This window comes from Rothia sp. L_38 (assembly GCF_050689125.1).
In the GTDB taxonomy this organism is placed as follows: domain Bacteria; phylum Actinomycetota; class Actinomycetes; order Actinomycetales; family Micrococcaceae; genus Rothia.
Genome location: NZ_JBOEQD010000007.1, coordinates 118,872 through 140,280, shown reverse-complemented (window position 1 = coordinate 140,280; position 21,409 = coordinate 118,872). Strand labels below are relative to the sequence as shown.

The following is a 21,409-nucleotide window of genomic DNA, read 5'->3' as shown; positions in this document are numbered from 1 at the left end:
GGGGTGGTCCTAGTTTCAGTCTACGCTTCTTGCTCGCTCTGGGCGAACACTCCCCCAGCTATGCTCACTCCGTGACCACCGGCGTCCTTTTAGAACAAATATTCGAAACTGTGTTAAAGTGGTGCTTTCACTTCCAGAGGATTATTCATAAGGATCGCACCATCATGATGGGTTATTCCCACTCCATTAGCGCAGCAGCAGCCTGGCTAGCCCTCAACGAGGCGGGAGTCTTGGGCATTGATGACCCCACCACCCTGGCCGTCACTACCCTAGCGGCTGCCGGTGCGGGCATGCTCCCCGATATTGATCACCATAACGGCACCATCGCCCACTCGATTCCGCCGGTCAGTCGCTGGGTTGCCCTGTTGGTGGGGCGGCTCTCGGGCGGCCACCGCAAGGGAACCCATTCTCTGGTTGGCCTAGCAGCCTTTTGGGCCCTGGCCTTTTTTGCCGACCGCCTGACCTACGCGGGTATCCCCGTCCTAGCTCTGGCTCTAGCCGGTTTTGCTGGCGGCCTGGCCCTGCGCACCTTCAAGGCACCGGGGGGCTGGCTGGGGGCGCTCGCGGTTATTGCCGGAACCATCTATACCGATTCACTGGCTCTGATGCCCTGGGCGGTTCTTACCGGGGCGACCGCCCACATTCTGGGTGATGCCCTGACCACCCGCGGGGTTAACCCCTTCTGGCCCGTCACCATCAAGCCCGTTGTGCCCAGCAAGCTCTGGCGCAAGAGCGGCTACATGGCCCTACCTATCCTGGGTGATGCTGGCTCAGCCCGCGAGAACTTCCTCACCGCAGCCCTAACCGTCTATATCGGGGCCTACACCCTGGCCTTTTTCGGTTTCCTCACCAGCTTTCCAGCCCAGCTGATCAGCGGCTTCTTCACAGGAGCCTAAGACTTCAGGCAACAACAGGGGCCCGGCACCGTATGGTGCCGGGCCCCTGTCTTTCACCCGTGTATCACTTCTATGTAGTCACTCATGAGGTGGGGTGGGAAGGAAAACAAAAATATATCTGTGCCGCTGAGGCGAACGATGTTTAGTCTTCGGTCCAGAAAACGTCGACCTCTACGCCCTCTTCAGCGATTTCGGGGTAACGTACGTCGTGTGATTCCAGCATTGAATCATCCTTTCAAGGTTCGGCCCAACGTCGGTGTTGGATTTGTGTGCCGCCTCATCGGTGAGGCAGTGTTCTTGAGGTGCAGCTGGGGAAGATTGGCTTCCGAAGCTGGTATTTACTCTACGCCGCCCGGCCCGCCCTGCACTAGCGAAATAGGCCCGTTATCATTTCGTGACCTTTGTTTGGCGAAGAAAAACCCACGAAACACACAGGTCTTTTTCGTAGAGTGTGGTGGCCCCAACAGTGGGCTTGTGTAAGAAACAGACACACAAGCCTATTTGTACGGACCAAAGAAGGGGGCTGATACAAGACCGCCCCGCCCGGTCAGCTACCGGGCGGGGCGGGCGTCCGCTCATTCCTGCCTAAGCCAGGGAGATGAGGTCCTGGTATTCCTTGCTCCACAGGTCTTCTACCGCATCGGGCAGCAGTAGCACGCGCTCGGGGTCAAGGGCCTCAACTGCCCCCTCATCGTGAGAGACCATTACAATGGCCCCCCGATAGTTTTTCAGGGCGTTCAAAATCTCTTCGCGCGAGGCCGGGTCGAGGTTGTTAGTGGGCTCATCGAGCAGCAGAACATTGGCGGACGAGGCCACCAAGGTTGCCAGCGACAGGCGGGTCTTCTCACCGCCGGAGAGCACACCGGCGGGCTTATCGACATCATCCCCCGAGAAGAGGAAGGAGCCGAGAATAGTGCGGACGCGGGTGTCATCGAGGTCGGGGGCCGCTGACTTCATGTTCTCAAAGACGGTGCGGTCGTGATCCAGAATCTCGTGTTCCTGGGCGAAATATCCCACCTTGGCCCCGTGGCCGTAGATGACCTCGCCGGTATCGGGCTGGGTGCTCTTAGCCAGCATGCGCAGCAGGGTTGTCTTACCGGCGCCGTTAAAGCCCAGCACCACCACGCGCGAGCCGCGGTCGATGGCCAAATCAACATCGGTAAAGATCTCCAAGGAGCCGTAGCTCTTAGAAAGTCCGGTGGCAGAGAGGGGGGTCTTACCGCAGGGGGCAGGGTCGGGGAAGCGGATGGCCGCTACCCTATCGACCTGGCGCTCTTCTTCCAGGCCGCGCATGAGCTTTTCGGCTCGCTTAATCATCTGCTGGGCCGCAACCGCCTTGGTGGCCTTAGCCCGCATTTTATTCGCCTGCTCCATCAGAGCTGAGGCCTTCTTTTGGGCGTTGGCGCGCTCGCGCTTGCGGCGGGCCTCGTCCTGCTCGCGCTGCAGCAGGTAGTTCTTCCAGCCCATGTTGTAGATGTCGATGACGCAGCGGTTGGCATCCAGGTAGAAGACCTTATTGACAACTAGCTCCATGAGTTCCACGTCGTGGGAGATGACCAGGATGCCACCCTGGTAGTTCTTCAAAAACTCGCGCAGCCAGACCACCGAATCGGCATCCAGGTGGTTGGTGGGCTCATCAAGCAGCATGGTATCTGCATTGGCAAAGAGAATACGGGCCAGCTCCACGCGGCGGCGCTGACCACCTGAGAGGGTAGACAGGGGCTGATTAAGGACGCGTTCGGGTAGGTCGAGGTTGGCGGTGATGGTTGCCGCCTCGGACTCAGCGGCATAACCGCCACCGGCAATAAACTCAGCCTCTAAGCGGTCGTAGCGGCGCATGCCCTTGGTGTGCTCTGCAGGGTCTTCACTGGCCATCATTTCTTGAGCTTGGCGCATTTTGCGGGCTACCCCGTCCAGGCCGCGGGCCGAGAAGATCCGGTCCTTGGCCAGCTGGGTCATGTCATCGACTTTGGGGTCCTGGGGCAGGTAACCGATGGTGCCGCCGCGGGTGACGGTGCCGTCTGCGGGCAGGGTGAGCCCGGCCAGCACCTTGGTCATGGTGGTTTTACCAGCGCCGTTTCGGCCCACGAGGCCGACCTTATCGCCCTTATCGATGCGGAAGGTGACGTCCTCCATGAGCAGGCGAGCGCCAGCTCGCAGTTCGAGGTTGTTGACTGACAGCACGGGTCTGCTCCTTGGGTGGGGTGGGTTGGCCAGCTATCTATCTTACCGCCCCGGTGTGGTGCTGGTCAATGTTGGAAGGGCCACCGGGGCGTTGGTTCGGGCTGGCGTCACAGAAGTGGAAAGAAAGGCCGAGTTTTTGAACGGTGTTCAAAACCTGTTTATAGTAGTGGGCATGACATCATCACAGACTTCCGCGCGCCCGGCGCGCGCCGCTGCCAATCCCGGTCGCGATCTGGCTCTTATCGCTGTTTTTGCCGCTTTTATTACCGTATGCGCCCTGCTGCCCGCTATTCCGGTGGGTCCGGCCGCTGTTCCGATCACCCTCCAGACCCTGGCGATTTACATCGCAGCCCTGACCCTGGGCGGCACCCGCGCTGCCCTTGCCGTCACCCTGTATGTCGTCGCTGGCCTGATTGGCCTTCCGGTTTTCTCTGGGGGTAAGGGCGGCTTCGGCACCATTGTCTCCCCCTCCTTTGGCTACTTGCTGGGCTTCATTCCCGGTGCCCTGGTCACCGGTGGGCTTGCCTACGCAGCCCTGCGCCGCCGCATGAGCGGGGCCGGGCTGTTTGGCGCCTTTGTGGTGGCTGTATTGGCAGGTTTTGCCATCATCCAGGTCTTTGGTGTTGCCGGCATGATGATTAATGCCGACCTTGAACTGGGTGCTGCTGTTGCCGCTGCCCTGATTTACGTCCCCGGCGATCTGGTTAAGTGCCTGGTGGCCGTTCTGGTTGCCCTGGCTGTGCACCGGGCCTTCCCCGCCCTGGCCCGCCGCTAGGTACGATAGAGCCCGTGTTTTTTTCTCGCTCTTCACGCGCAAGCGCTGCAAGCCCGTCGACCCAATTTTCGGACGACGGGCTGCTTGCCACCCGCTCAGCCACCGTAACCGTTGACACCGGCACCAGCGACCGCACTCTCTTACACAACATCACCGTGGAGCTCTCTACCCCGCGTACCGCAGTGCTCGGCCTCAATGGCTCGGGCAAGTCAACCTTCCTACGACTCTTCAACGGGCTCTCCCAGCTCACCTCGGGCGAGGTCACCGTACACGGGGTGAGCGTGAGTGAGCATCTACCCGCGGTGCGCTCGCGGGTAGGTATGCTCTTTTCAGATCCCGGCGCCCAGCTGGTGATGCCGACGGGGGTTGAGGATGTCGAGCTCTCCCTTCAGCACATCAAGGGCAAGGACGCCCGCCGCGCCGCCGCCCTGGAGGCCCTTGCTGAGCGCGGGGTTGAGCACCGCGCTTTTGACTCTGTCTATAACCTCTCAGGCGGTGAAAAGCAGTTGACCGCCCTAGCTGCCGTACTTGCAGTAAATCCTAAGGTTCTACTTTTAGATGAACCCACAACGCTTTTAGACCTCAAGAATAGGTTAAGACTATTTGACCTGCTTGACTCTCTTCCCCAGCAGCAGGTCATCTCCACCCACGACCTTGACCTGGCAGCAACCTGCGATGAGGCAATCGTTATCCACGAGGGTCGCCTGCTGGCGCAGGGGCCGGCGGCAGACGTCCTGGCAGATTACCAGCACTGGTGTGCCACGGACTTCCCAGCCCCACCTGAACCTGCTGACCCCCAACGTCCCGGGGGGCAGGTGTGAACATTGCCAACCAGCTCTTTGGCATCTACCAGCCCCTTAGCACCCCGGTGCACTGGGCACCCCTGTGGGCTAAAGGCGTCTTTATTCTTCTGCTGGGCATCTCCCTGGCAGCTACCAGCCACTGGGGGTTTGGCCTTGCGGCCCTCGCGCTGGTGCTGGCTCTTGGGGCTCTGGCAAAAATTCCCTGGCGTACCTGGGTGCAGTCCCTGGCTTCCCTTTCCTGGTTGCTGGCGATTCTGTTGGTCTACTACCTGGTGAGCGGCAAGCTAGAGTCGGGGGCGGACGTCCTGCTGACCCTGCTCACCATGATTGCAGCTTCAAAGGTGCTGCTGTGGTCAACCCCTATGCCGGTCTTGATTGACGGGTTTATCTGGCTGTGCACCCCCCTGAAGTGGGTGGGCGGCTCCCCTGAGCGGGTGGGGCTGGCTCTGGCCCTGATGGTGCGCTCTATCCCGGTGATTATGGATAGCTGGCAGCTAATTCAGGCGGCGGTGGCCGCCCGCGGGATCAAGGTCGCCCAGTTCCGGCTTTTCATCCCCCTGGTGATTGCCACGGTGGCCTACGCCCAGGAAACCGGTGACGCCCTGGCCGCCCGGGGCCTTGATGCACCATAAAGCCCTCAAAGGAGCAAGGTGGTGAAAAGTACAGCCCTACCAGACTGCCGAATACTGCCTGCACCAGCGGCAGGTGGGCCATAATAGGAAGGACGAAGGTGCAGAGATGCACCTTTTTTCTTTTGACGAAAACGCCCTAGGATTCTATGAACATCACCCAATTCATTCACCGGCGAGAATGGTTACTCGTCCTGGTGGCGGTGCTGTCCATCGTGGCTCAGGTCTACCTTGACCTCAAGGTACCCGAGTACATGGAGAACATCACCCTCACCATCTCAACCCCCGGGTCCAAACTGAGGGACGTCACCTCTGACGGCACTCTCATGCTGGCAGCAGCCCTGGCCTCTATGGTCTGCGCCATTATCACCGGCTTCTGCACCGCAATTTTCGGTACCACCCTAGCCCGGCGCATGCGGGCCGGGGTCTACAACAAGACCTTTGACCTCTCCAGTGCCGAGGTGAACCACATCGGCACCGACAGCCTTATCACCCGCTCCACCAACGATGTGACCCAGGTGCAGATGTTTGTGGTCATGGGCCTGCAGATGAGCATTAAGGCCCCCATCATGGCGGTCTGGGCTAGCTCCAAAATCGCTACCCAGTCGCTGACATGGACCATCCCCACCGGAATCGCCGTCCTCGCCACCCTGCTGGTGCTGGGTGTCGCCATGGGCCTGGCCATCCCCCGCATGATGCGCATGCAGAAAATCACCGACCGTCTCAACCGGGTGACCCGCGAGCACCTGACCGGTTTGCGCGTCATTCGGGCCTACACCACCGGTGACTTCCACGAAGAGCGCTTTGAAGAGGTCAACACCGACCTGCGCAACACCACCCTCTTCGTCAACTCCACCATGGCCTTCATCATGCCCCTGCTGACTGCCATTATGACCGGCCTGTCGCTCTCCATTTATGTGCTGGGTGCTGTGCTGATTAACGGTACAGCCGACTTGACCGAGCGCGTCACCCTCTTTGGGCAGATGGTGGTTTTCTCTACCTACGCCCTGCAGGTTGTCACCAGCTTCATGATGATGACCGTTATCTTTGTGATGGGCCCGCGAGCGCTGGTTGCCTGGCGCCGTATCCGCGAGGTTCTGACAACTCAGGCGGCGATTGTGGACGGCGGGGTCAGCACAGGTGCTGCCCCGGCAGGTTCCCTGGAGTTTAGGAATGTCAGCTTCCGTTACCCCAAGGCTGACGGCGATGCCCTGCATTCGATTTCCTTTACGGCAGCCCCGGGTGAGACGGTGGCTATTATTGGTTCGACCGGCTCGGGTAAGTCGACCCTGGTGAATCTGATTCCGCGTTTTGCCGATGTTCGCGAGGGCGCGGTGCTGGTGGACGGTGTTGATGTGCGCGACTGGAACCAGAAGGACCTGCGGGCCCGCCTGGCCTATGTGCCTCAAAAGAGTGTGCTCTTCTCTGGCTCGGTGGCCTCTAACCTTGCCCTGGGTGAGGGCCTGCAGGCTGTGACCGCCGAGGACGTGGTGGCGGCAGCCCATGCAGCTGCGGCAGCTGAGTTCGTGGGCAAGAAAGAGGACGGCTACGCTTCGGCGGTTGCCCAGAACGGCAAGAACTTCTCCGGTGGTCAACGGCAGCGTCTGTCCATGGCCAGGGCCTTTGCCCGTGGTGGGGAGATCATGATTTTTGATGATTCCTTCTCGGCCCTGGACTATAAGACCGAGCGGGATATCCGCAGTCAGCTCAAGAACTCCGCCAAGGGGGCGACCATCGTAGTGGTGGCCCAGCGTATTGGTACGGTACGGGAGGCCGATAAGATTCTGGTGCTTGATAAGGGCCGACTGGTCGGTTCCGGTACTCACGAGGAACTCTTGGCCAGCAACGAGGTCTACCAGGATATTGCCCTGTCCCAGCTCTCTGAGGAGGAACTTCGCTCATGAGCCAGTCACCAGTTTTTACCCCCGAAGAGCTAGAGTCAGCCCGCAGGGGTCTTGAGTCTGCAAATCAGCTGCGCGATAGCCAATTGAAAAGCGAGAAGGGAGGGCGTCCCGGAGGTCACGGTGGCCCCGGTGGCCCGCCGCGCCACGCCCTGCCGGGGCAGGCGTCCGCCCCCTTCAAACAAACCATAGGTAAGTTGCTAGCCTACCTGCGCCCGGTGCTGCCGGGCATGGTGGTCGCTATTGTCGCTGCCGTCATCGGGGTCATTCTCACCATTGTTGCCCCGCAGTTCCTGTCGGCCATCACCGACGAGATTCAAAAGGGCTTCACCGGCCAGCTGGATATGGGCGAAATCTACCGCCTCATGTGGATCTCTATCGGCATGCTGGTGGCCTCCCTGATCCTGAGCCTGGTGGAGGGGCAGATTATGGCCCGCTCAACCGTCTGGGTATCGCGCTCCATGCGCCACGACCTAGACCGCAAAATCGACCGCCTCCCCCTGGCCTACATGGACAAGGGTTCTACCGGCGATACCCTCTCGCGCGTGACCAACGACGTCGACACCCTGCAACAGACCCTCAACAACTCCCTGGCCACCACCATCACCGGTGTGGTCACCCTGGTGGGCTCGGCCGTCATGATGTTTGTAACCGACTGGCGCATGGCCCTAGCTGCCATTGCCGCCTCCCTGCTGGGTATCGTCGCCTCAGGCTTCGTACTGGCCCGCAGCCAGAAATACTTCGTGGCCCAGCAGCAGCTCCTCGGTAAGCTCAACGGCCACATCGAAGAAACCCTGAGCGGCCACTCCATGATTCGCGCCTACAACGGTGAAACCGCCGCCCGCACCGAATTTGCCGACCGTAACACCGACCTCTATCGGGTGGCCTGGAAGTCCATGTTCTTCTCAGGCCTCATGTTCCCCCTCATGGGTTTCATCGGCAACCTGGGCTACGTGGTGGTCTGCGTGGTCGGCGCCGCCCTGGTACTGAACAACACCATCACCTTCGGCGTCATCGTCGCCTTCATCGTCTACGTCCGTCTCTTCACCAACCCCCTGGGCCAGCTCGCCCAGTCGGCTACCTCCCTGCAATCGGCGGCGGCTGCGGGCGCTCGCGTCTTTGAGTTCTTGGAGGCCGATGAGCTGGCGGACGAGTCCGCCAAGAGCACTCCCCTGCCCCAGCCCGTGCGCGGCGCTGTGGACTTTGAGGATGTACGGTTCAGCTACGAGCCGGGCAAGGAGATTATCCACGGCTTTACCGCCTCGGTAGCTCCCGGCCAGAAGGTGGCGATTGTGGGCCCGACCGGGGCCGGTAAGACCACCCTGGTCAACCTGCTCATGCGCTTCTACGAGCTCGATTCGGGGCAGATTCGCATTGACGGGGTACCCACCACCGACCTGACCCGCGAGCAGGTTGACTCCCTCTTTGCCATGGTGCTGCAAGATACCTGGCTCTTTGAGGGCACCCTGCGAGAGAACGTAGTCTACGGGGCCGGGGAAGTCAGCCAGGAGCGCCTGGATGAGGTCATGGCCTCGGTTGGCCTGGACGAGCTGGTATCGCAGCTGCACGACGGGTACGACACGATACTGACCGACCAGACCCAGCTTTCTGCCGGGCAGAAGCAGCTTGTGACGATTGCCCGCGCCATGGTGGCCCAGAAGCCCCTGCTGATTCTGGATGAGGCTACCTCGTCGGTCGATACCCGCACCGAGCTGCTGATTGCCCGAGCCCTGGGCCAGCTGGCAGTGGGCAAGACCTCCTTCGTGATTGCCCACCGTCTCTCGACCATCCGGGATGCCGACGTCATCTTCGCTATGCGCGACGGCGACATCGTCGAATCCGGCACCCACGCTGAGCTGCTGGAGCGCGGCGGCTTCTACGCCGAGCTCTACAACTCGCAGTTCGCGGGGGCGGACGAGTAGGGAGGGCGGAGCAGGCTCCCGCTCGCTACCGCCCGCCCCCTCCAAGGGGACCTGATTTCCAAAAAGGGACCGCATATTATGCGGTCCCTTTGAGGTTTTGAGATCCCCTTTCAAGCGCTGACCAGGCTAAAATATGTGTGATTGCACCTACACCTTCTCGCACAGTCATGAGGCGCTATGTCTAACTTTGCTTTTGTTTACCAGGCCCTGCCGGAGCTCTACCAGGATTGTGCCAAGGCCGAGGGCTATCTGGTGGCGGACGCGCCCACCGCCTGCTTCTACGCCCGGCGGGCTATCGAGGGTTTGGTTGAGCACATCTACCGGGTGCGGGGCATCTACCGCCCGGAGCAGGCCACTTTGGCAACGCTGACCAGCAATGAGGCTTTCTCGGTATATCTCGACAAAGACAAGCGCCTGAAGTTCAAGACCATCCGCCATCTGGGAAACGATGCGGCCCATAACTCCCGGAGGGTCCTTTCTGAGCGGGACGCCGAGCGGGCTGTTACCGACCTGTATCACCTGATGGTCTGGGGTGTGTATAACCATTCGGCAAACCCAGCCCTAGCTCCTATGGGTAGGGCTTTTGACCGCCAGCTGATTCCCACGCTACGCCGTCAGGCGGAGCAGCGGGCCCTGACCCAGCAGCGCATGGCTGAGGCTGAGGCAGAACGCACGGCTGAGATGGAGAGGATAGCAGCTGAGCACCAGGCGCGGGTGGATGCTATGGACGCCGAGCTGGAGCGTCTTCGCGCCCAGTTGGCTGAAGCCCAGGCGGCTAAGACCCTGCCAGATACCCACGACTACAACGAGGCGGAGACCCGCGACTACTTCATCGATTTGCTCCTGGGCGAAGCTGGCTGGCCCCTTGCTCATAAGCGTGACCGCGAGTACCCGGTGACGGGGCTGCCCACTCCCAGCGGGTCGGGTCGAGTTGATTATGTGCTGTGGGGCAGGGACGGCCGCCCCCTCGGCCTGGTCGAAGCCAAGCGGGCCCGGGAGTCAGTAGATATTGGTCGCGACCAGGCCAAAGCATATGCGGACGCGCTCCAGGCGGCAACCGGCGTCCGTCCGGTTATTTTCTATACCAACGGCTATACCCACTACCTGTGGGATGACGCTGCCGGTTACCCGCCGCGTGAGGTGCAAGGGTTCCTCACCGAGGATGAGCTGGCCCTCATGATTGAGCGCAGGACCAGCCGCCAGCAGTTGAGCGGGCAGCAGGTCAACACCGAGATTGCGGGGCGCGACTATCAGTTGCGGGCTGTTGCGTCGGTGGCTGAGTCATTTGACGCCCGCCGCCGCAAGGCCCTGTTGGTTATGGCGACCGGTTCAGGTAAGACCCGCACAACCATCGCCCTGGTGGATTTGCTGTCGCGGGCTGGGTGGGTCAAGCGCGTGTTGTTCCTTGCTGACCGCACCGCCCTGGTCAACCAGGCGGTCAAGGCCTTCAAGGCTCACCTTCCCAACCTGGCTACGGTGAATCTGGTAGAAGATAAGCAGGCCAATGGCCGGGTCTATGCCAGCACCTACCCCACCATGCTAAACATCATTAACCGCACCCGGGCTGAGGGCGAAGCCACCTTGCGCGAATTCGGCCCTGGTTACTTCGATTTGATTGTGATTGATGAGGCCCACCGGTCGGTCTATGCCAAGTACAAGGCGATTTTTGAGTATTTTGACGCCCTGCTGGTGGGGCTCACCGCTACCCCTAAAGACGAGGTTGATTTCAACACCTATGCCCTCTTTGATCTAGAGGCCGGCGTGCCGACCGACGCCTATACCCTCGATCAGGCGGTGAGCGATGGTTACCTGGTTCCTGCCCGGGGCTTTAGCGTGGGTACCCGTTTCTTGCGCGAGGGCATCCGCTATGACCAGCTCAGTGAGGCTGAGCAGGAGCAGTGGGAGTCTGCCGACTGGGGCGATGCTGTGCCCGATGAGATTACCAGCGAGGCCCTGAACCGCTTTCTTTTCAACGCCGATACGGTTGATAAGGTGCTGACCACGCTCATGGAGCACGGCTACCGGGTAGCTGACGGTGAGTTACTGGGCAAGACCATCATTTTCGCCAAAAACCAGGCTCACGCTGATTTTATCTATGAACGGTTTAACGTGCTCTTCCCCGGTTACGGCGGCTCCTACGCTCAGGTGATTACCAACCGCACGTATGCGGCGGAGTCAGCGATTGAGAAGTTCTCTGAGCCGGAGTCTCTGCCCCGCATTGCTATTAGCGTGGATATGCTCGATACCGGCATTGATGTGCCCGAGATTCTGAACCTGGTCTTTTTCAAGCTGGTACGGGCGAAAACCAAGTTCTGGCAGATGCTGGGTCGCGGTACCCGCCTTGCTCTCGATGTTTTTGGCCCCGGGGCCGACAAGAAGGACTTTTTGGTCTTCGATTTCTGCCAGAACCTGGAGTATTTCAGCCAGGATCTGCCCGGCTCTGAGGGTCAGCTGGCTAAGCCTGTCTCTCAGCGGGTGTTTGAAACCCGGGTGAGGCTGGCCCGGGCCCTGGTGGGCTCTGGCACCGTGGGTGCTGGGGACGATTACGCGGTGGCGGTTCGCTCTGATCTGGCTGCCTTTGTGGGCAGGTTGGATATGGGCAATGTGCTGGTGCGCCCGCACCGGGCAGCGGTGGAGCGCTTTGCATGCGCGGACGCCTGGGCGCAGCTTTCTGAGGCAGAGGCCGAGTTGGCGCTGAGTTTGGGGGCTGTTGCCTCAACGGTGCCGGTCGAAGGAACCCTTGAAGCCAAGCAGTTTGACCTGCTCATGCTTGGGGCCCAGCTATCTGCCCTCACCGGTGATTCTGCCGCGCTGGCCCGTGCCAAAGAGGTAGCCCAGACCCTGGCCGAGGATCTGCTGACCAAGGCAGCGGTTCCTGCCATCGCGGCCGTCCTGCCCCACCTGGAGCAGCTGGCCGCAGATGACTGGTGGGTGGATGTCTCCCCTGCCCTGCTGGAGTTCATGCGCAAGAAGCTGCGCGGTGTCACCCACCTGCTTGATAAGGGCCAGAAGAAGATTGTCTACACCAATTTTCAGGACGAGCTTATCGACCCGGTAGAGGTCGAGGTAGTGCGCACCCAGGTGGGTATGAACCAGGAGCGGTTTGAGCAGAAAATGCAGGAGTACCTGCGCGAACACCTGGATGCGGTTGCCGTGCAGAAGGTTCTTCGCGGCAAGCAGCTAACGGACGAGGATTTTGCGGCTCTGGCTGATTTGATCGACGCTTCAGGTATTGGCGGGCCGGCAAATGTGCAGGTGGTACGCGAGTCCGGGGGTCTGGGTGTGTTTGTGCGCTCGCTGGTGGGTTTGAGCCAGGACGAGGCCCGGGCAGCTTTTGCGGTCTTTTTGGATGAGTCACGGTATTCGGCGACGCAGATTCGGTTTGTGCAGCGCATTGTGGATGAGCTGAGTGAGAATGGCACGGTTGACCCATCGCGTCTCTATGAGGACCCCTATGTGAGTTTGGGTGACCCGCTTGAGATGTTCGGAGACGATGACGCCTTTGAGATTGTCTCGATTCTCAACCGTATCAGGGCTACGGCCGAGGTGGCTTAAGAGTTATCTAGCCGAGCCGTAGCAACATGTACTGTTGTTTGGAGGGGGACAAGGTACTTTTCGAGGATCTCGTAAACGACTTCTTCATCAACAGCGAAGTACTCATGAATCAGAAAATTTCTTAGCCCCACGATTGCAACCCAATCTATTTCTGGGTACTGGGCAGTTACCTCTTTTGGTAGATGGTTCACGGCCTCCCCAATGATCCCGAGGTTCCGTTCGATAGCGTCCAAGGCCATGCCTGAAAATTTTGGGTCTATTAAATGGGCCGAGTACTCAAGACATGAGGAGATTGCGGCGGTGATATCTTCAAGTCGAGAAAGAGGTGAGCGGCTCATAGCGTGACTAGGTCTTTCTTAGCTTCTACTGAGATTTTCTCTCGCAAAACCGTGGGAGTAACAACATCAACCCTGACGCCTAAGAGCCGTCTGAGTGATTCTGATATACCAGCGAGTTTCATGATGGTTGCGCCTTTGGTGTCGTCAATGTCAACCATGATGTCGATGTCGCTGTGTGCATTAGCGTCCCCGCGTGCGACTGATCCGAAAAGCCTGGGGTTGGTGGCTCCATACTTGGTGAAGATTGCGCCGATAGCGTCGCTGTTATCAGCAATGAGTTTCTGTAGTCTCTGTGAATCTGCGCTGGCTGTCATGTTCCCTAGTCTACGCAAGGTTTTCTTCCCTGTGTAGGGGTGCCTTGAGGCATAACCCCATATACTTAGAGCTATGGCTATTGCAATCTCGGGCGAGACTAAATCGCGTATTGATCGTATTTGGAATGATTTTTGGTCGGGCGGTATTTCTAACCCGCTTGAGGTTATTGAGCAGCTGACGTATCTGCTGTTTATTCGTCGTTTGGATGATGCGCAGACCCGTGCTGAGAAGAAGGCTCGGTTGACTGGCCGCCCGGTGGAGAACCCGGTTTTCGGTGAGGGTCAGGGGCTGTTGCGGTGGCAGAATTTTAAGAATCAGGACCCGCAGGTCATGTTTGACCTGATGAATACTGGCATTTTCCCCTTCTTACGGAATTTGGGTAGCCAGGTGGGTGGTGAGGCGTCCACTTATTCGCAGCATATGAAGGACGCTACTTTCCGCATTCCCTCCCCTGCCTTGTTGGCTAAGGTAGTTGACCAGTTAGATGCGATAGCTCTTGATGATCTTGATACGAGTGGTGACTTGTATGAGTACATGCTCTCAAAGTTGGCAACGTCGGGCACGAATGGCCAGTTCCGCACTCCGCGTCACATTATTGAGTTGATGGTGGCGATGATGGCGCCTGATGTTGGGGACGTCATTGTGGACCCTGCCTGCGGTACGGCTGGTTTTTTGGTGGCGGCTGCTGAGTGGGTGCGTGAGAATCGGGACCCGTTTACGAGTGGGAAGCACCGGGAGCATTTCCATGGGGGTATGTTCCACGGGTATGACTTTGATTCGACCATGTTGCGTATTGGGTCGATGAATATGATGTTGCACGGGGTGAATAACCCTGATATTCGCTACCGTGATTCTTTGAGTGAGGGCGCCAGTGAGGACGCCGAGAAGTACTCTTTGATTCTGGCGAATCCGCCGTTTGCGGGGAGCTTGGATTATGAGGCGACGAGTCAGGATTTGTTGAAGGTCGCTAAGACGAAGAAGACTGAGCTGTTGTTTTTGGCTTTATTTTTGAAGTTGTTGAAGCCTGGTGGGCGGGCTGCGGTAATTGTGCCGGATGGTGTTTTGTTTGGGTCATCGAAGGCGCATAAGGACGTTCGCCGCGCCTTGGTTGAGGACCAGAAGCTGGACGCTGTGGTGAAGTTGCCTTCGGGTGTTTTTAAGCCTTATGCGGGTGTGTCAACTGCGATTTTGTTCTTTACGAAGACGAACTCGGGTGGCACGGATGAGGTGTGGTTCTTTGATGTTGAAGCTGATGGGTTCAGTCTGGATGATAAGCGGAACCCGGTTGAGGCTAATGACCTGCCGGAGGTTTTGAAGCGCTGGGCTGACCGTGATGGAGCTGAGCGTGAGCGGGCCCGCACGGAGAAGTCTTTTACTGTTCCTAAGAGTGAGATTGTGGAGCAGGGCTATGACCTCTCTATTAACCGCTATAAGGAGCTGGTTTTTGAAGAGGTGGCCTACCGCTCCCCTAAGGAGATTATTGCGGAGCTGGAGCAGACCCAGCGCGAAATTGGCGAGCACATCGAGCAGCTGAAGAAGGTGATGGGTCTGTGAGCGAATCAATAGTAGTTGAACTCGGAGAGCTCATACCTAAGATACCGTCAGTTAACCCGGCTAAGTTTTCTGATGAGGTTTTCGATTTGTTGAGCATCCCTGCCTATGATGCAGGTGCTCCTCAGGTAGTTTCTGGTTCTGAAATAGGCTCAAATAAGCAGCTTGTTGAACCTGGGGATGTAATGATTTCAAAGATTGTCCCTCATATCCGCCGGGTGTGGGTTGTCCCTGAGCCTTCTGAACAAGGACGTCGTCAGCTGGCTTCCAGCGAATGGATAGTTTTTCGTACCGACAGAGTGCTAAACCGTTGGCTTCGTTTCTATTTGCTCAGCGATTCCTTTCACGCCCAGTTTATGAATACTGTTGCTGGTGTGGGTGGTTCCTTACTGCGTGCCCGCCCTCAGTTCGTCAAGAAAATCAAGCTGACTATTCCGCCCGTAGCTCAGCAGAAAAAAGAAGCTGAAATTGAAGAACTAAAAAATACTATTCAGCAAAAGCGTGAGCACCAGCAGGAGCTTTTTGATGAGTTTCAGATTGCGCTGTTTCATGAGATGTTTACAGGTAAAGATTGGCCTACGAAGCCTTTAGGCGAGGTTGCCACGGTCGTGTCTGGTGCTACACCAAAAACCTCAAATGAAGAGTTCTGGGGTGGCGATATTAATTGGATTACTCCTGCTGAGGTAAGCAAGCTTGATGGAATTTATATCGGGAAAACCGAGAGGACTTTGACTGAGGCAGGACTTGCTTCTTGCTCAGCTCAGATTCTCCCTGCTGGGAGCGTCTTACTATCGTCACGAGCCCCTATCGGACTTGTCGCTATCAATACAGTACCGCTGGCTACTAACCAGGGTTTCAAAAGTTTGATTCCTGGCCCAGAACTTGACCCACTGTATCTCTATTTTTGGCTAAAACTTAACAAAAAGATGCTCCAAAACTTAGGTGTGGGAGCAACATTTAAAGAATTATCAAAGAAACATGTTGAAGCATTGAAAATCAAACTCCCACCAATAAGAACACAAAAATTGTTTTCAAATATACTGATAGCCATTCGCCACAAATAGTCTTATTTAATTAGGCAAATAAATCCAAAAGTAAACACTAGGATTATTAAATTCGTATCATACTAAGCTAACTTCAACAAAATGAATGGAGCATATTAAATAGATGGCATTTTTTAGTATTTACCTACTTAATCAACAGGTAGAAGACATTCTCACAAAATTTAATCATTTCATAAGGCCAGAAATAGACCTTGTCACCCTGAATGAATCGGTTGCTAATTCCATAAATGATGCCGATGATACCGATGATGAAGAAGACCCATCAGATTCAGTTAGAATTTGCCATATAACAGCTTGGAGATCTCTAGTCCAAGACGGTTCAACCTGGCTTGAAGATTTTAATAAAATCACAGAATTCAATCTGAACACAAATACAAATGAACGCACATCGGCATTTCTCTTAATTAATGTAAAATATTCAGAAGCAGACTATCTGTATGCCATCTCATGGGGCGAAGCTTTTAGATTTTTTGAAAAGATATGCGTAAAAAATTTTGGTCTAACAGTTGCAAAGAAAACTATAAATCATGACGAAATAACAGGCGCATCAGTAATCGGCCAGTTTGCCTCAGCCAGAAGTGCAAGTGCAACTAGCCATAGACCTTCTTCTATCGCCGCATTACGCATGTTTGAATTCGAAGAAAAATTTATTAAGATATCTGGAAAGTTAGATGAAGAGTCAATTTCGACCTCAAGAATATCTGGCAAAAATTCACTAGTTATTTCTCAGCCTAGTGATACAAATTTATTATTTTCCGCGCTTAGGAATATAACAGAAATATATGTAAATAAGCAACTCAATCCTAATCTCAACATTTTGGAACATTTTACCGATGTTTCAGATTTGGAACTCGAAAATACATTACATGCTCTGCAAAAAGCAGTCAATGATGGAAAATTCCAGTTATCTTTTTCCGAAAAATTGGTAAAAATTATGAACTCGGCAGCGCATACACTTATTCTGAAGTTCATGAGTGCTGGGGGTTCCATCAAACAACTCCGACTCATATCTTTTTCTTCCCAGGAAGAACTATATTCAAAACTGAACACATTTTTGAAGAAAAATAAGTTTAGCTTGAAGAAGATAAATGAATATATTATCGAATCTAGAAATGACCCTGAAATACACTTCCCCCTAGAGAGCACCTTAAATATTTTTATTGAAGAAGATATTACTGATAACGGTAAATCCTATACCTACACATTCTCAGGTTCCACCTGGACAAAATTTAGCTCAGAGTTTAATGAATCTGTTAACGAAAAACTTCAACACATAAAATTTTATGACCACAAGCGTATCGTCTGGGACACAAAAACTGTCTGCTGTGAGGCAGGCTTTAATGAAAAGTTTGCAAACAAACACGATGGGCTCTTAATCGATGCTAAATTACCAAAAATTAACGGTCTTAAAAGCTCATTTGAATTAGCAGATATAGCGCTTGAAGACGAGGATACCAATAGATATATTGCAACAAAGCGCGTTAAAGATAGCTCTGATATAAGTTATCTTTTTAACCAAGGCTTAGTTTCTTCTTCCGGAGCTAGAAAATTAATAAGGAATGTAAAGGATTCAGAATCTGAAATCAAATCTTTCTTAACTGAGGAGATCAAATCTTTCTTAACTGAGGAGTCTGGCTGGTATAGGAACAATCAATTTCTGCATAATTCCGATAAAACCACAACTTTTTCATATCTCGTGGTAATAGATCCGCATAAATATGGAGCCACCCCTCATGATTTATACGCAATTCAGAGGGAGATTCTCACTCAATTACCCATCTTTTACAAAACAACAATTTTAAATACGTTAGAGTTTCATAAAAATTATGAAATAAATATGGAAATATCATTTATTCCATATATGGATAATGGTAAAATGTCGCGCAAAGAAGATCTTTGCCGAAAATGCTCTGTTGCGGGTGAACAGTTTAAAAATAGTTTAGAGAACGCTTTACTAGACACTCAAGTTAATGTGGTCGACTTGAAGTTTATGTTTAATTCCGAAGGTAAAATCAAAAAAAATTTAGAAACCTGCCAGAAGACAAAAATATTTATTCTAGATTTACTGGAGAGTTCTAAGGACTATATGTCTGGCCCGAGAACTGTCGTAGAAAATCTAAATAAGATGAGCATAAAGGAAATAAAAAATTTATCTACCAATCAAGCACCTATTGACTTTATTCGGGGACTAGGGTTGGGGCGTAAAAAAAATATTTCTCGTAAGCGCTGGAAGAATGTGAAGTAAAATCACCAAAGGAATTAATTATTATTTCCACTGGTAAGCCTCCGGGGAAATAGTTGCTTGGCAGAAATAATCATAGGGCTTTTAGTAAACTAAACCTGAGTACCAACCAAAGGGCCAGGCACAGCAGCCTTTAAATCCCCCAGCCTTTCTGGGCGTGAGTACTCGCGTAGACAATTCCATACTCCAACTTACGCAGCGGCCGCTCCACCCGAGACGTTTTTGCCATTAAGGTGCCTCCGCTGGTACAGGTTCAACCAGCCACTCTACCTCTACCTGATCCAGCCCAGCAGCTAGCGCAGTTGCAGACTCAAACCAGCTCGTTACCCCTACCAGCAAAGTCTTTGGCTGGTTGGTAGCAAAAGCAGCTCGGGCCGTATCTATTAGTTCACGGGCACATAGCTCACGGTCCTCAGCATTGAGCGCTAACATCCAGGGGAAAACAGTGGTCATACGCTCAGCCAGTGAACCTCCCTCAAGTGTTGTTGCAGCAATAATCTGAGCTGCAATTGCAAACATGTCGCGGCGCTCGTCTGCCTCGTGCTCAGTCATTACAACCAGGTTTTCACCATCACGTCGAGTCACGAGAACAGGCTGCGACTCAACCGCTTCAAAAACAGGTTTGGGGTTGCGGCTCAGCTCTGAGGAATTGAAGGTTCGAGCGTAGGTACGAGTAGACATACAAATAACTTATTCAGAAATAGTTCTGAAAACAGGAGGTTCTTAAGTGTTGTACTTTTGCCCGGCAGTACTGGAGGCTGGTATACCGAAATCACCCGTGAAATCGGGCAATACTCAGCAACCAAACCGCACCGTGGACTGACCGGCAATATCGAAGATATCTACTAAAGATCAAAACGCTGATATCCCTTCGATTTTCTGTTCTAATTTGGCTTAATAGGTACATGGGATTTAGAGACAACAAAACTGCTGAACAGCTTTTCGACGGTATTACCCTCATGCACCGCAACCTAAAAGATGGTGCAGAAACAAGCCCCGCTGAGGACTCCCCCGCCCGTCTGGGATATTCGGAAGTTCCCCCGTGGCTGTGGAACGGAATCTCTGACGCCATGACCTTCCTGTCTGACGTCATGGGTGTTGGCTCCGAGCCTTACAGTAATTGGCTGAAGAACCACCAGCACCCCGCCCCCATTGAGGAATGCGGCCTGGCTGACCTCACCCTCTATTTCTTCATGGCAGGACGCGGCGAGCGGTTCAGTGAAGGAACCATCGCTGGCTTCGTTAAAACAGGCAAAATGCTCGCCATGACTGAGCGTTTCTTCGAGCTAGTCCCCGCCCTGCCAGACAAGGACCTTCGGCAGAAATAGCGCCGTCAGTTACCCCGGCAAGACAACAACCGAAATTGCACACACACCGTAACTTTTAACAAATCGGGTTCAACTTAACGCACCACGCGCAGGGCCGGGCGTCCGCTCTCACTATGCTTTTCGGCCTTACCCTCTCCCTGCACAAGTCGCAGACGAGTACTAAACGTCAAAGTCAGCACATCATCAACCGGTACCGCAAGATCAGCAGCAATACGCTCAGCCGTCACAGCACCGCCCTTATCAGCAGCGAACACCTGCGGGAAAAGCCTGGACTGCTCAAACGCTCCCATGCCCTCAGGCTCGCCATCCCTGTACCCCCGGCGTGTTAGCTCAATACACACCTTGCGGTAAATCCAATCAGTCATCCGCCCGCTCTTATGCAAAGAGGTTGCCAAGGCAAAGGCAGATACCTGAAAAATGTACTTAGCTTCTACAAGATCGTCCACTGAAGCATTCTGGGGGAGATATTCGGCCAACAGCGACTCAGGCATTAACAGGGCAGACGCGAACTCATCCGCCTCGCGCTCCTGCACAGCCGAAGAATCATCAACAGGAGCAAACCGGTGCAGCACAAGATGCCCCAGCTCATGAGCAATATCAAACCTAGCCCGCTCGGGCGTCTTCTGCCGAGCAATAAAAATAAAAGGCTTACCCTCATACCAGAGCGAGAAAGCATCAACCTGCATGGCAGCATCTGGAAGCGCCATCACACTAATACCCCGCGACTCGCACAACTGCACCAAATTCGGTAGAGGCTTAGTACCTAGCCCCCACTCCTCACGAAGCAACTGAGCAGCTACCCTTGGAGCTATTCCCTCGAATGAGGGCACGACAATTGAAGGTAGGGTGAACTTATCCTCCACCCACTGCATGACCTCAATACCGGTAACGCCTGCTGCAACGGCAGAATCACGCGCACTGCGAGTGGCAGCACGGCCAGCCCTAAAATTAACACCGTCAACCTCAACCGCAACCTGCGGCTGGCGTGAAAAATACTCAACCGGGTATCCAAGAACTTGAGCTAACTGACTGACTGCAGAATCTGGCGCACCCTCTTTTTCATATTTTTGAGTAGTACGGTCAGTTACCCCTAGCACCTGTGCCAAAGACACACGGGTATGCCCCCGCCTCTTACGGGCGAGGGCAACACGCTCAGGGTAACTGCTATGCAATCTTGAACTCAACGTCTCCGCCACCAATATCAGGAATTTTGCCACGGTCAATAGCCGATTTATCTATAGAGGGAAGAATAACCCGGTACTGCCACCTATGGAACTGACCACCGTCGAATTCAGGGTAAGGCAGGGAAATCTCGCAACGAATTTCCTCTACGTCCCGATAATAGAGCAAGAACCAATGCCCCTCCGAAGGAACTCCAGCGACGAGTTCCCGCACCATTTCATCCGAAGGCATATTGAGATAAAACAGTGCCGGTTGGTTAGCCTTCACCGACTCACCAGTAGCGGGCCCCTTCTTCCGATTAGCTTTCGGAACCACATCAGGGTCAAGAATACCGGTGTTAGCGTCACCGCCGAGAATACCTAGGATGTGCTTTCCTGATGGATGAATTGAAAGCGGGCGTCCCTTTGGGTTAGCAAGCTTCCAACCGTTCTTCGTGCTGAGGTGATCGCGGATTACCTCTGTCGTATCTAACCACCGGCGCGTTCCTGCCGCTGTTATAGGAGCCGATGACCGGGTATTACCTGCCGCCTGCTCCCCAGCTTCTAAGCCTTCCTGAATATCAGCAATATCAATGCCAAACTTGGCCAAAAATTCAGGAGCTTCACTAGGCTCAATAATTACAGTTGGCTTAGGGGCAAACGCGTTCAGAGACAAGACACCGCTCCTATCAGTAAGATATTGACTCCTCAAATTATTGCACAAAACCCGAAGTTAAGCGACAGCA

At 54.8% G+C, this 21,409-nt stretch carries 17 protein-coding genes; 11 read left to right on the top strand and 6 right to left on the bottom strand.

What is annotated here, in order from left to right; translation table 11 throughout:
• The first annotated feature begins 164 nt into the window (after window positions 1-164).
• Entirely contained in the window at window positions 165-896 is a 732-nt protein-coding gene (locus ACRCJM_RS07165) for a metal-dependent hydrolase (RefSeq protein ID WP_431464375.1), read from the top strand.
• A 585-nt stretch (window positions 897-1,481) separates the two neighbouring features.
• Here ACRCJM_RS07165 and abc-f read toward each other — a convergent pair.
• Window positions 1,482-3,080 (bottom strand): ribosomal protection-like ABC-F family protein, encoded by a 1,599-nt coding sequence (gene abc-f, locus ACRCJM_RS07160; protein WP_431464374.1) that lies wholly within the window; start codon window positions 3,078-3,080, stop codon window positions 1,482-1,484.
• A gap of 172 nt (window positions 3,081-3,252) precedes the next feature.
• Between abc-f and ACRCJM_RS07155 the strand changes: the two genes are divergently transcribed.
• The 6 genes from ACRCJM_RS07155 (at window position 3,253) to ACRCJM_RS07130 (ending at window position 12,665) form a co-directional block, all read left to right on the top strand.
• Window positions 3,253-3,855: a biotin transporter BioY gene (locus ACRCJM_RS07155; protein WP_431464373.1), complete on the top strand. Its 603-nt coding sequence runs from the start codon at window positions 3,253-3,255 to the stop codon at window positions 3,853-3,855.
• A gap of 14 nt (window positions 3,856-3,869) precedes the next feature.
• Window positions 3,870-4,676 (top strand): energy-coupling factor ABC transporter ATP-binding protein, encoded by an 807-nt coding sequence (locus tag ACRCJM_RS07150; RefSeq protein ID WP_237199044.1) that lies wholly within the window; start codon window positions 3,870-3,872, stop codon window positions 4,674-4,676.
• A complete protein-coding gene (locus ACRCJM_RS07145) occupies window positions 4,673-5,290 on the top strand; it encodes an energy-coupling factor transporter transmembrane component T family protein (RefSeq protein ID WP_431464372.1) in 618 nt (205 codons plus the stop codon). The genes ACRCJM_RS07150 and ACRCJM_RS07145 overlap by 4 nt, the downstream gene beginning before the upstream one ends.
• 146 nt (window positions 5,291-5,436) lie before the next feature.
• Entirely contained in the window at window positions 5,437-7,191 is a 1,755-nt protein-coding gene (locus tag ACRCJM_RS07140; protein WP_431464371.1) for an ABC transporter ATP-binding protein, read from the top strand.
• The gene (locus ACRCJM_RS07135; protein WP_431464370.1) at window positions 7,188-9,110 is read left to right on the top strand and encodes an ABC transporter ATP-binding protein; all 1,923 of its coding nucleotides are present in this window, start codon (window positions 7,188-7,190) and stop codon (window positions 9,108-9,110) included. The genes ACRCJM_RS07140 and ACRCJM_RS07135 overlap by 4 nt, the downstream gene beginning before the upstream one ends.
• A 177-nt stretch (window positions 9,111-9,287) precedes the next feature.
• Window positions 9,288-12,665: a DEAD/DEAH box helicase family protein gene (locus tag ACRCJM_RS07130; protein ID WP_431464369.1), complete on the top strand. Its 3,378-nt coding sequence runs from the start codon at window positions 9,288-9,290 to the stop codon at window positions 12,663-12,665.
• On the opposite strand, the gene ACRCJM_RS07125 is transcribed toward ACRCJM_RS07130, so the two are convergent.
• Window positions 12,662-13,003 carry a HepT-like ribonuclease domain-containing protein gene (locus ACRCJM_RS07125; RefSeq protein WP_431464368.1) on the bottom strand — a complete coding sequence of 114 codons (342 nt, stop codon included), beginning with the start codon at window positions 13,001-13,003 and terminating at the stop codon, window positions 12,662-12,664. The genes ACRCJM_RS07130 and ACRCJM_RS07125 overlap by 4 nt on opposite strands.
• Complete coding sequence (locus tag ACRCJM_RS07120; RefSeq protein WP_431464367.1) at window positions 13,000-13,317, bottom strand: nucleotidyltransferase family protein; 318 nt, start codon at window positions 13,315-13,317, stop codon at window positions 13,000-13,002. Before ACRCJM_RS07120 ends, ACRCJM_RS07125 begins: the two co-directional genes overlap by 4 nt.
• 73 nt (window positions 13,318-13,390) lie before the next feature.
• Between ACRCJM_RS07120 and ACRCJM_RS07115 the strand changes: the two genes are divergently transcribed.
• The 3 genes from ACRCJM_RS07115 to ACRCJM_RS07105 all read left to right on the top strand — a co-directional run bounded on the left by ACRCJM_RS07115 (window position 13,391) and on the right by ACRCJM_RS07105 (window position 18,178).
• A complete protein-coding gene (locus ACRCJM_RS07115) occupies window positions 13,391-14,872 on the top strand; it encodes a type I restriction-modification system subunit M (RefSeq protein WP_431464366.1) in 1,482 nt (493 codons plus the stop codon).
• Window positions 14,869-15,933 carry a restriction endonuclease subunit S gene (locus ACRCJM_RS07110; protein WP_431464365.1) on the top strand — a complete coding sequence of 355 codons (1,065 nt, stop codon included), beginning with the start codon at window positions 14,869-14,871 and terminating at the stop codon, window positions 15,931-15,933. Before ACRCJM_RS07115 ends, ACRCJM_RS07110 begins: the two co-directional genes overlap by 4 nt.
• A gap of 103 nt (window positions 15,934-16,036) precedes the next feature.
• A complete protein-coding gene (locus tag ACRCJM_RS07105; protein WP_431464364.1) occupies window positions 16,037-18,178 on the top strand; it encodes a DUF6119 family protein in 2,142 nt (713 codons plus the stop codon).
• A 225-nt stretch (window positions 18,179-18,403) separates the two neighbouring features.
• Here ACRCJM_RS07105 and ACRCJM_RS07100 read toward each other — a convergent pair whose 3' ends face one another.
• Window positions 18,404-18,856, bottom strand: coding sequence for a prevent-host-death protein (locus ACRCJM_RS07100; protein WP_431464363.1), 453 nt, complete (start codon window positions 18,854-18,856; stop codon window positions 18,404-18,406).
• Between the two features lie 224 nt (window positions 18,857-19,080).
• On the opposite strand from ACRCJM_RS07100, the gene ACRCJM_RS07095 reads away from it, so the two are divergent.
• Window positions 19,081-19,503, top strand: coding sequence for a hypothetical protein (locus ACRCJM_RS07095; RefSeq protein WP_431464362.1), 423 nt, complete (start codon window positions 19,081-19,083; stop codon window positions 19,501-19,503).
• A gap of 74 nt (window positions 19,504-19,577) precedes the next feature.
• On the opposite strand, the gene ACRCJM_RS07090 is transcribed toward ACRCJM_RS07095, so the two are convergent.
• Both ACRCJM_RS07090 and ACRCJM_RS07085 read right to left on the bottom strand, forming a co-directional pair.
• Window positions 19,578-20,615 carry an ImmA/IrrE family metallo-endopeptidase gene (locus ACRCJM_RS07090; RefSeq protein ID WP_431464361.1) on the bottom strand — a complete coding sequence of 346 codons (1,038 nt, stop codon included), beginning with the start codon at window positions 20,613-20,615 and terminating at the stop codon, window positions 19,578-19,580.
• Between the two features lie 52 nt (window positions 20,616-20,667).
• Complete coding sequence (locus ACRCJM_RS07085) at window positions 20,668-21,339, bottom strand: hypothetical protein (RefSeq protein ID WP_431464360.1); 672 nt, start codon at window positions 21,337-21,339, stop codon at window positions 20,668-20,670.
• Between the last annotated feature and the right edge of the window lie 70 nt (window positions 21,340-21,409).

Excerpts from the sequence above, each read along its gene's own strand:
- ACRCJM_RS07115 (WP_431464366.1), top strand. The coding sequence starts at position 13,391 with ATGGCTATTGCAATCTCGGGCGAGACTAAATCGCGTATTGATCGTATT.
- ACRCJM_RS07100 (WP_431464363.1), bottom strand. The coding sequence starts at position 18,856 with ATGTCTACTCGTACCTACGCTCGAACCTTCAATTCCTCAGAGCTGAGC.
- ACRCJM_RS07105 (WP_431464364.1), top strand. The coding sequence starts at position 16,037 with ATGGCATTTTTTAGTATTTACCTACTTAATCAACAGGTAGAAGACATT.
- ACRCJM_RS07095 (WP_431464362.1), top strand. The coding sequence starts at position 19,081 with ATGGGATTTAGAGACAACAAAACTGCTGAACAGCTTTTCGACGGTATT.
- ACRCJM_RS07140 (WP_431464371.1), top strand. The coding sequence starts at position 5,437 with ATGAACATCACCCAATTCATTCACCGGCGAGAATGGTTACTCGTCCTG.
- ACRCJM_RS07125 (WP_431464368.1), bottom strand. The coding sequence starts at position 13,003 with ATGAGCCGCTCACCTCTTTCTCGACTTGAAGATATCACCGCCGCAATC.
- ACRCJM_RS07130 (WP_431464369.1), top strand. The coding sequence starts at position 9,288 with ATGTCTAACTTTGCTTTTGTTTACCAGGCCCTGCCGGAGCTCTACCAG.
- ACRCJM_RS07155 (WP_431464373.1), top strand. The coding sequence starts at position 3,253 with ATGACATCATCACAGACTTCCGCGCGCCCGGCGCGCGCCGCTGCCAAT.
- ACRCJM_RS07120 (WP_431464367.1), bottom strand. The coding sequence starts at position 13,317 with ATGACAGCCAGCGCAGATTCACAGAGACTACAGAAACTCATTGCTGAT.
- ACRCJM_RS07165 (WP_431464375.1), top strand. The coding sequence starts at position 165 with ATGATGGGTTATTCCCACTCCATTAGCGCAGCAGCAGCCTGGCTAGCC.
- ACRCJM_RS07135 (WP_431464370.1), top strand. The coding sequence starts at position 7,188 with ATGAGCCAGTCACCAGTTTTTACCCCCGAAGAGCTAGAGTCAGCCCGC.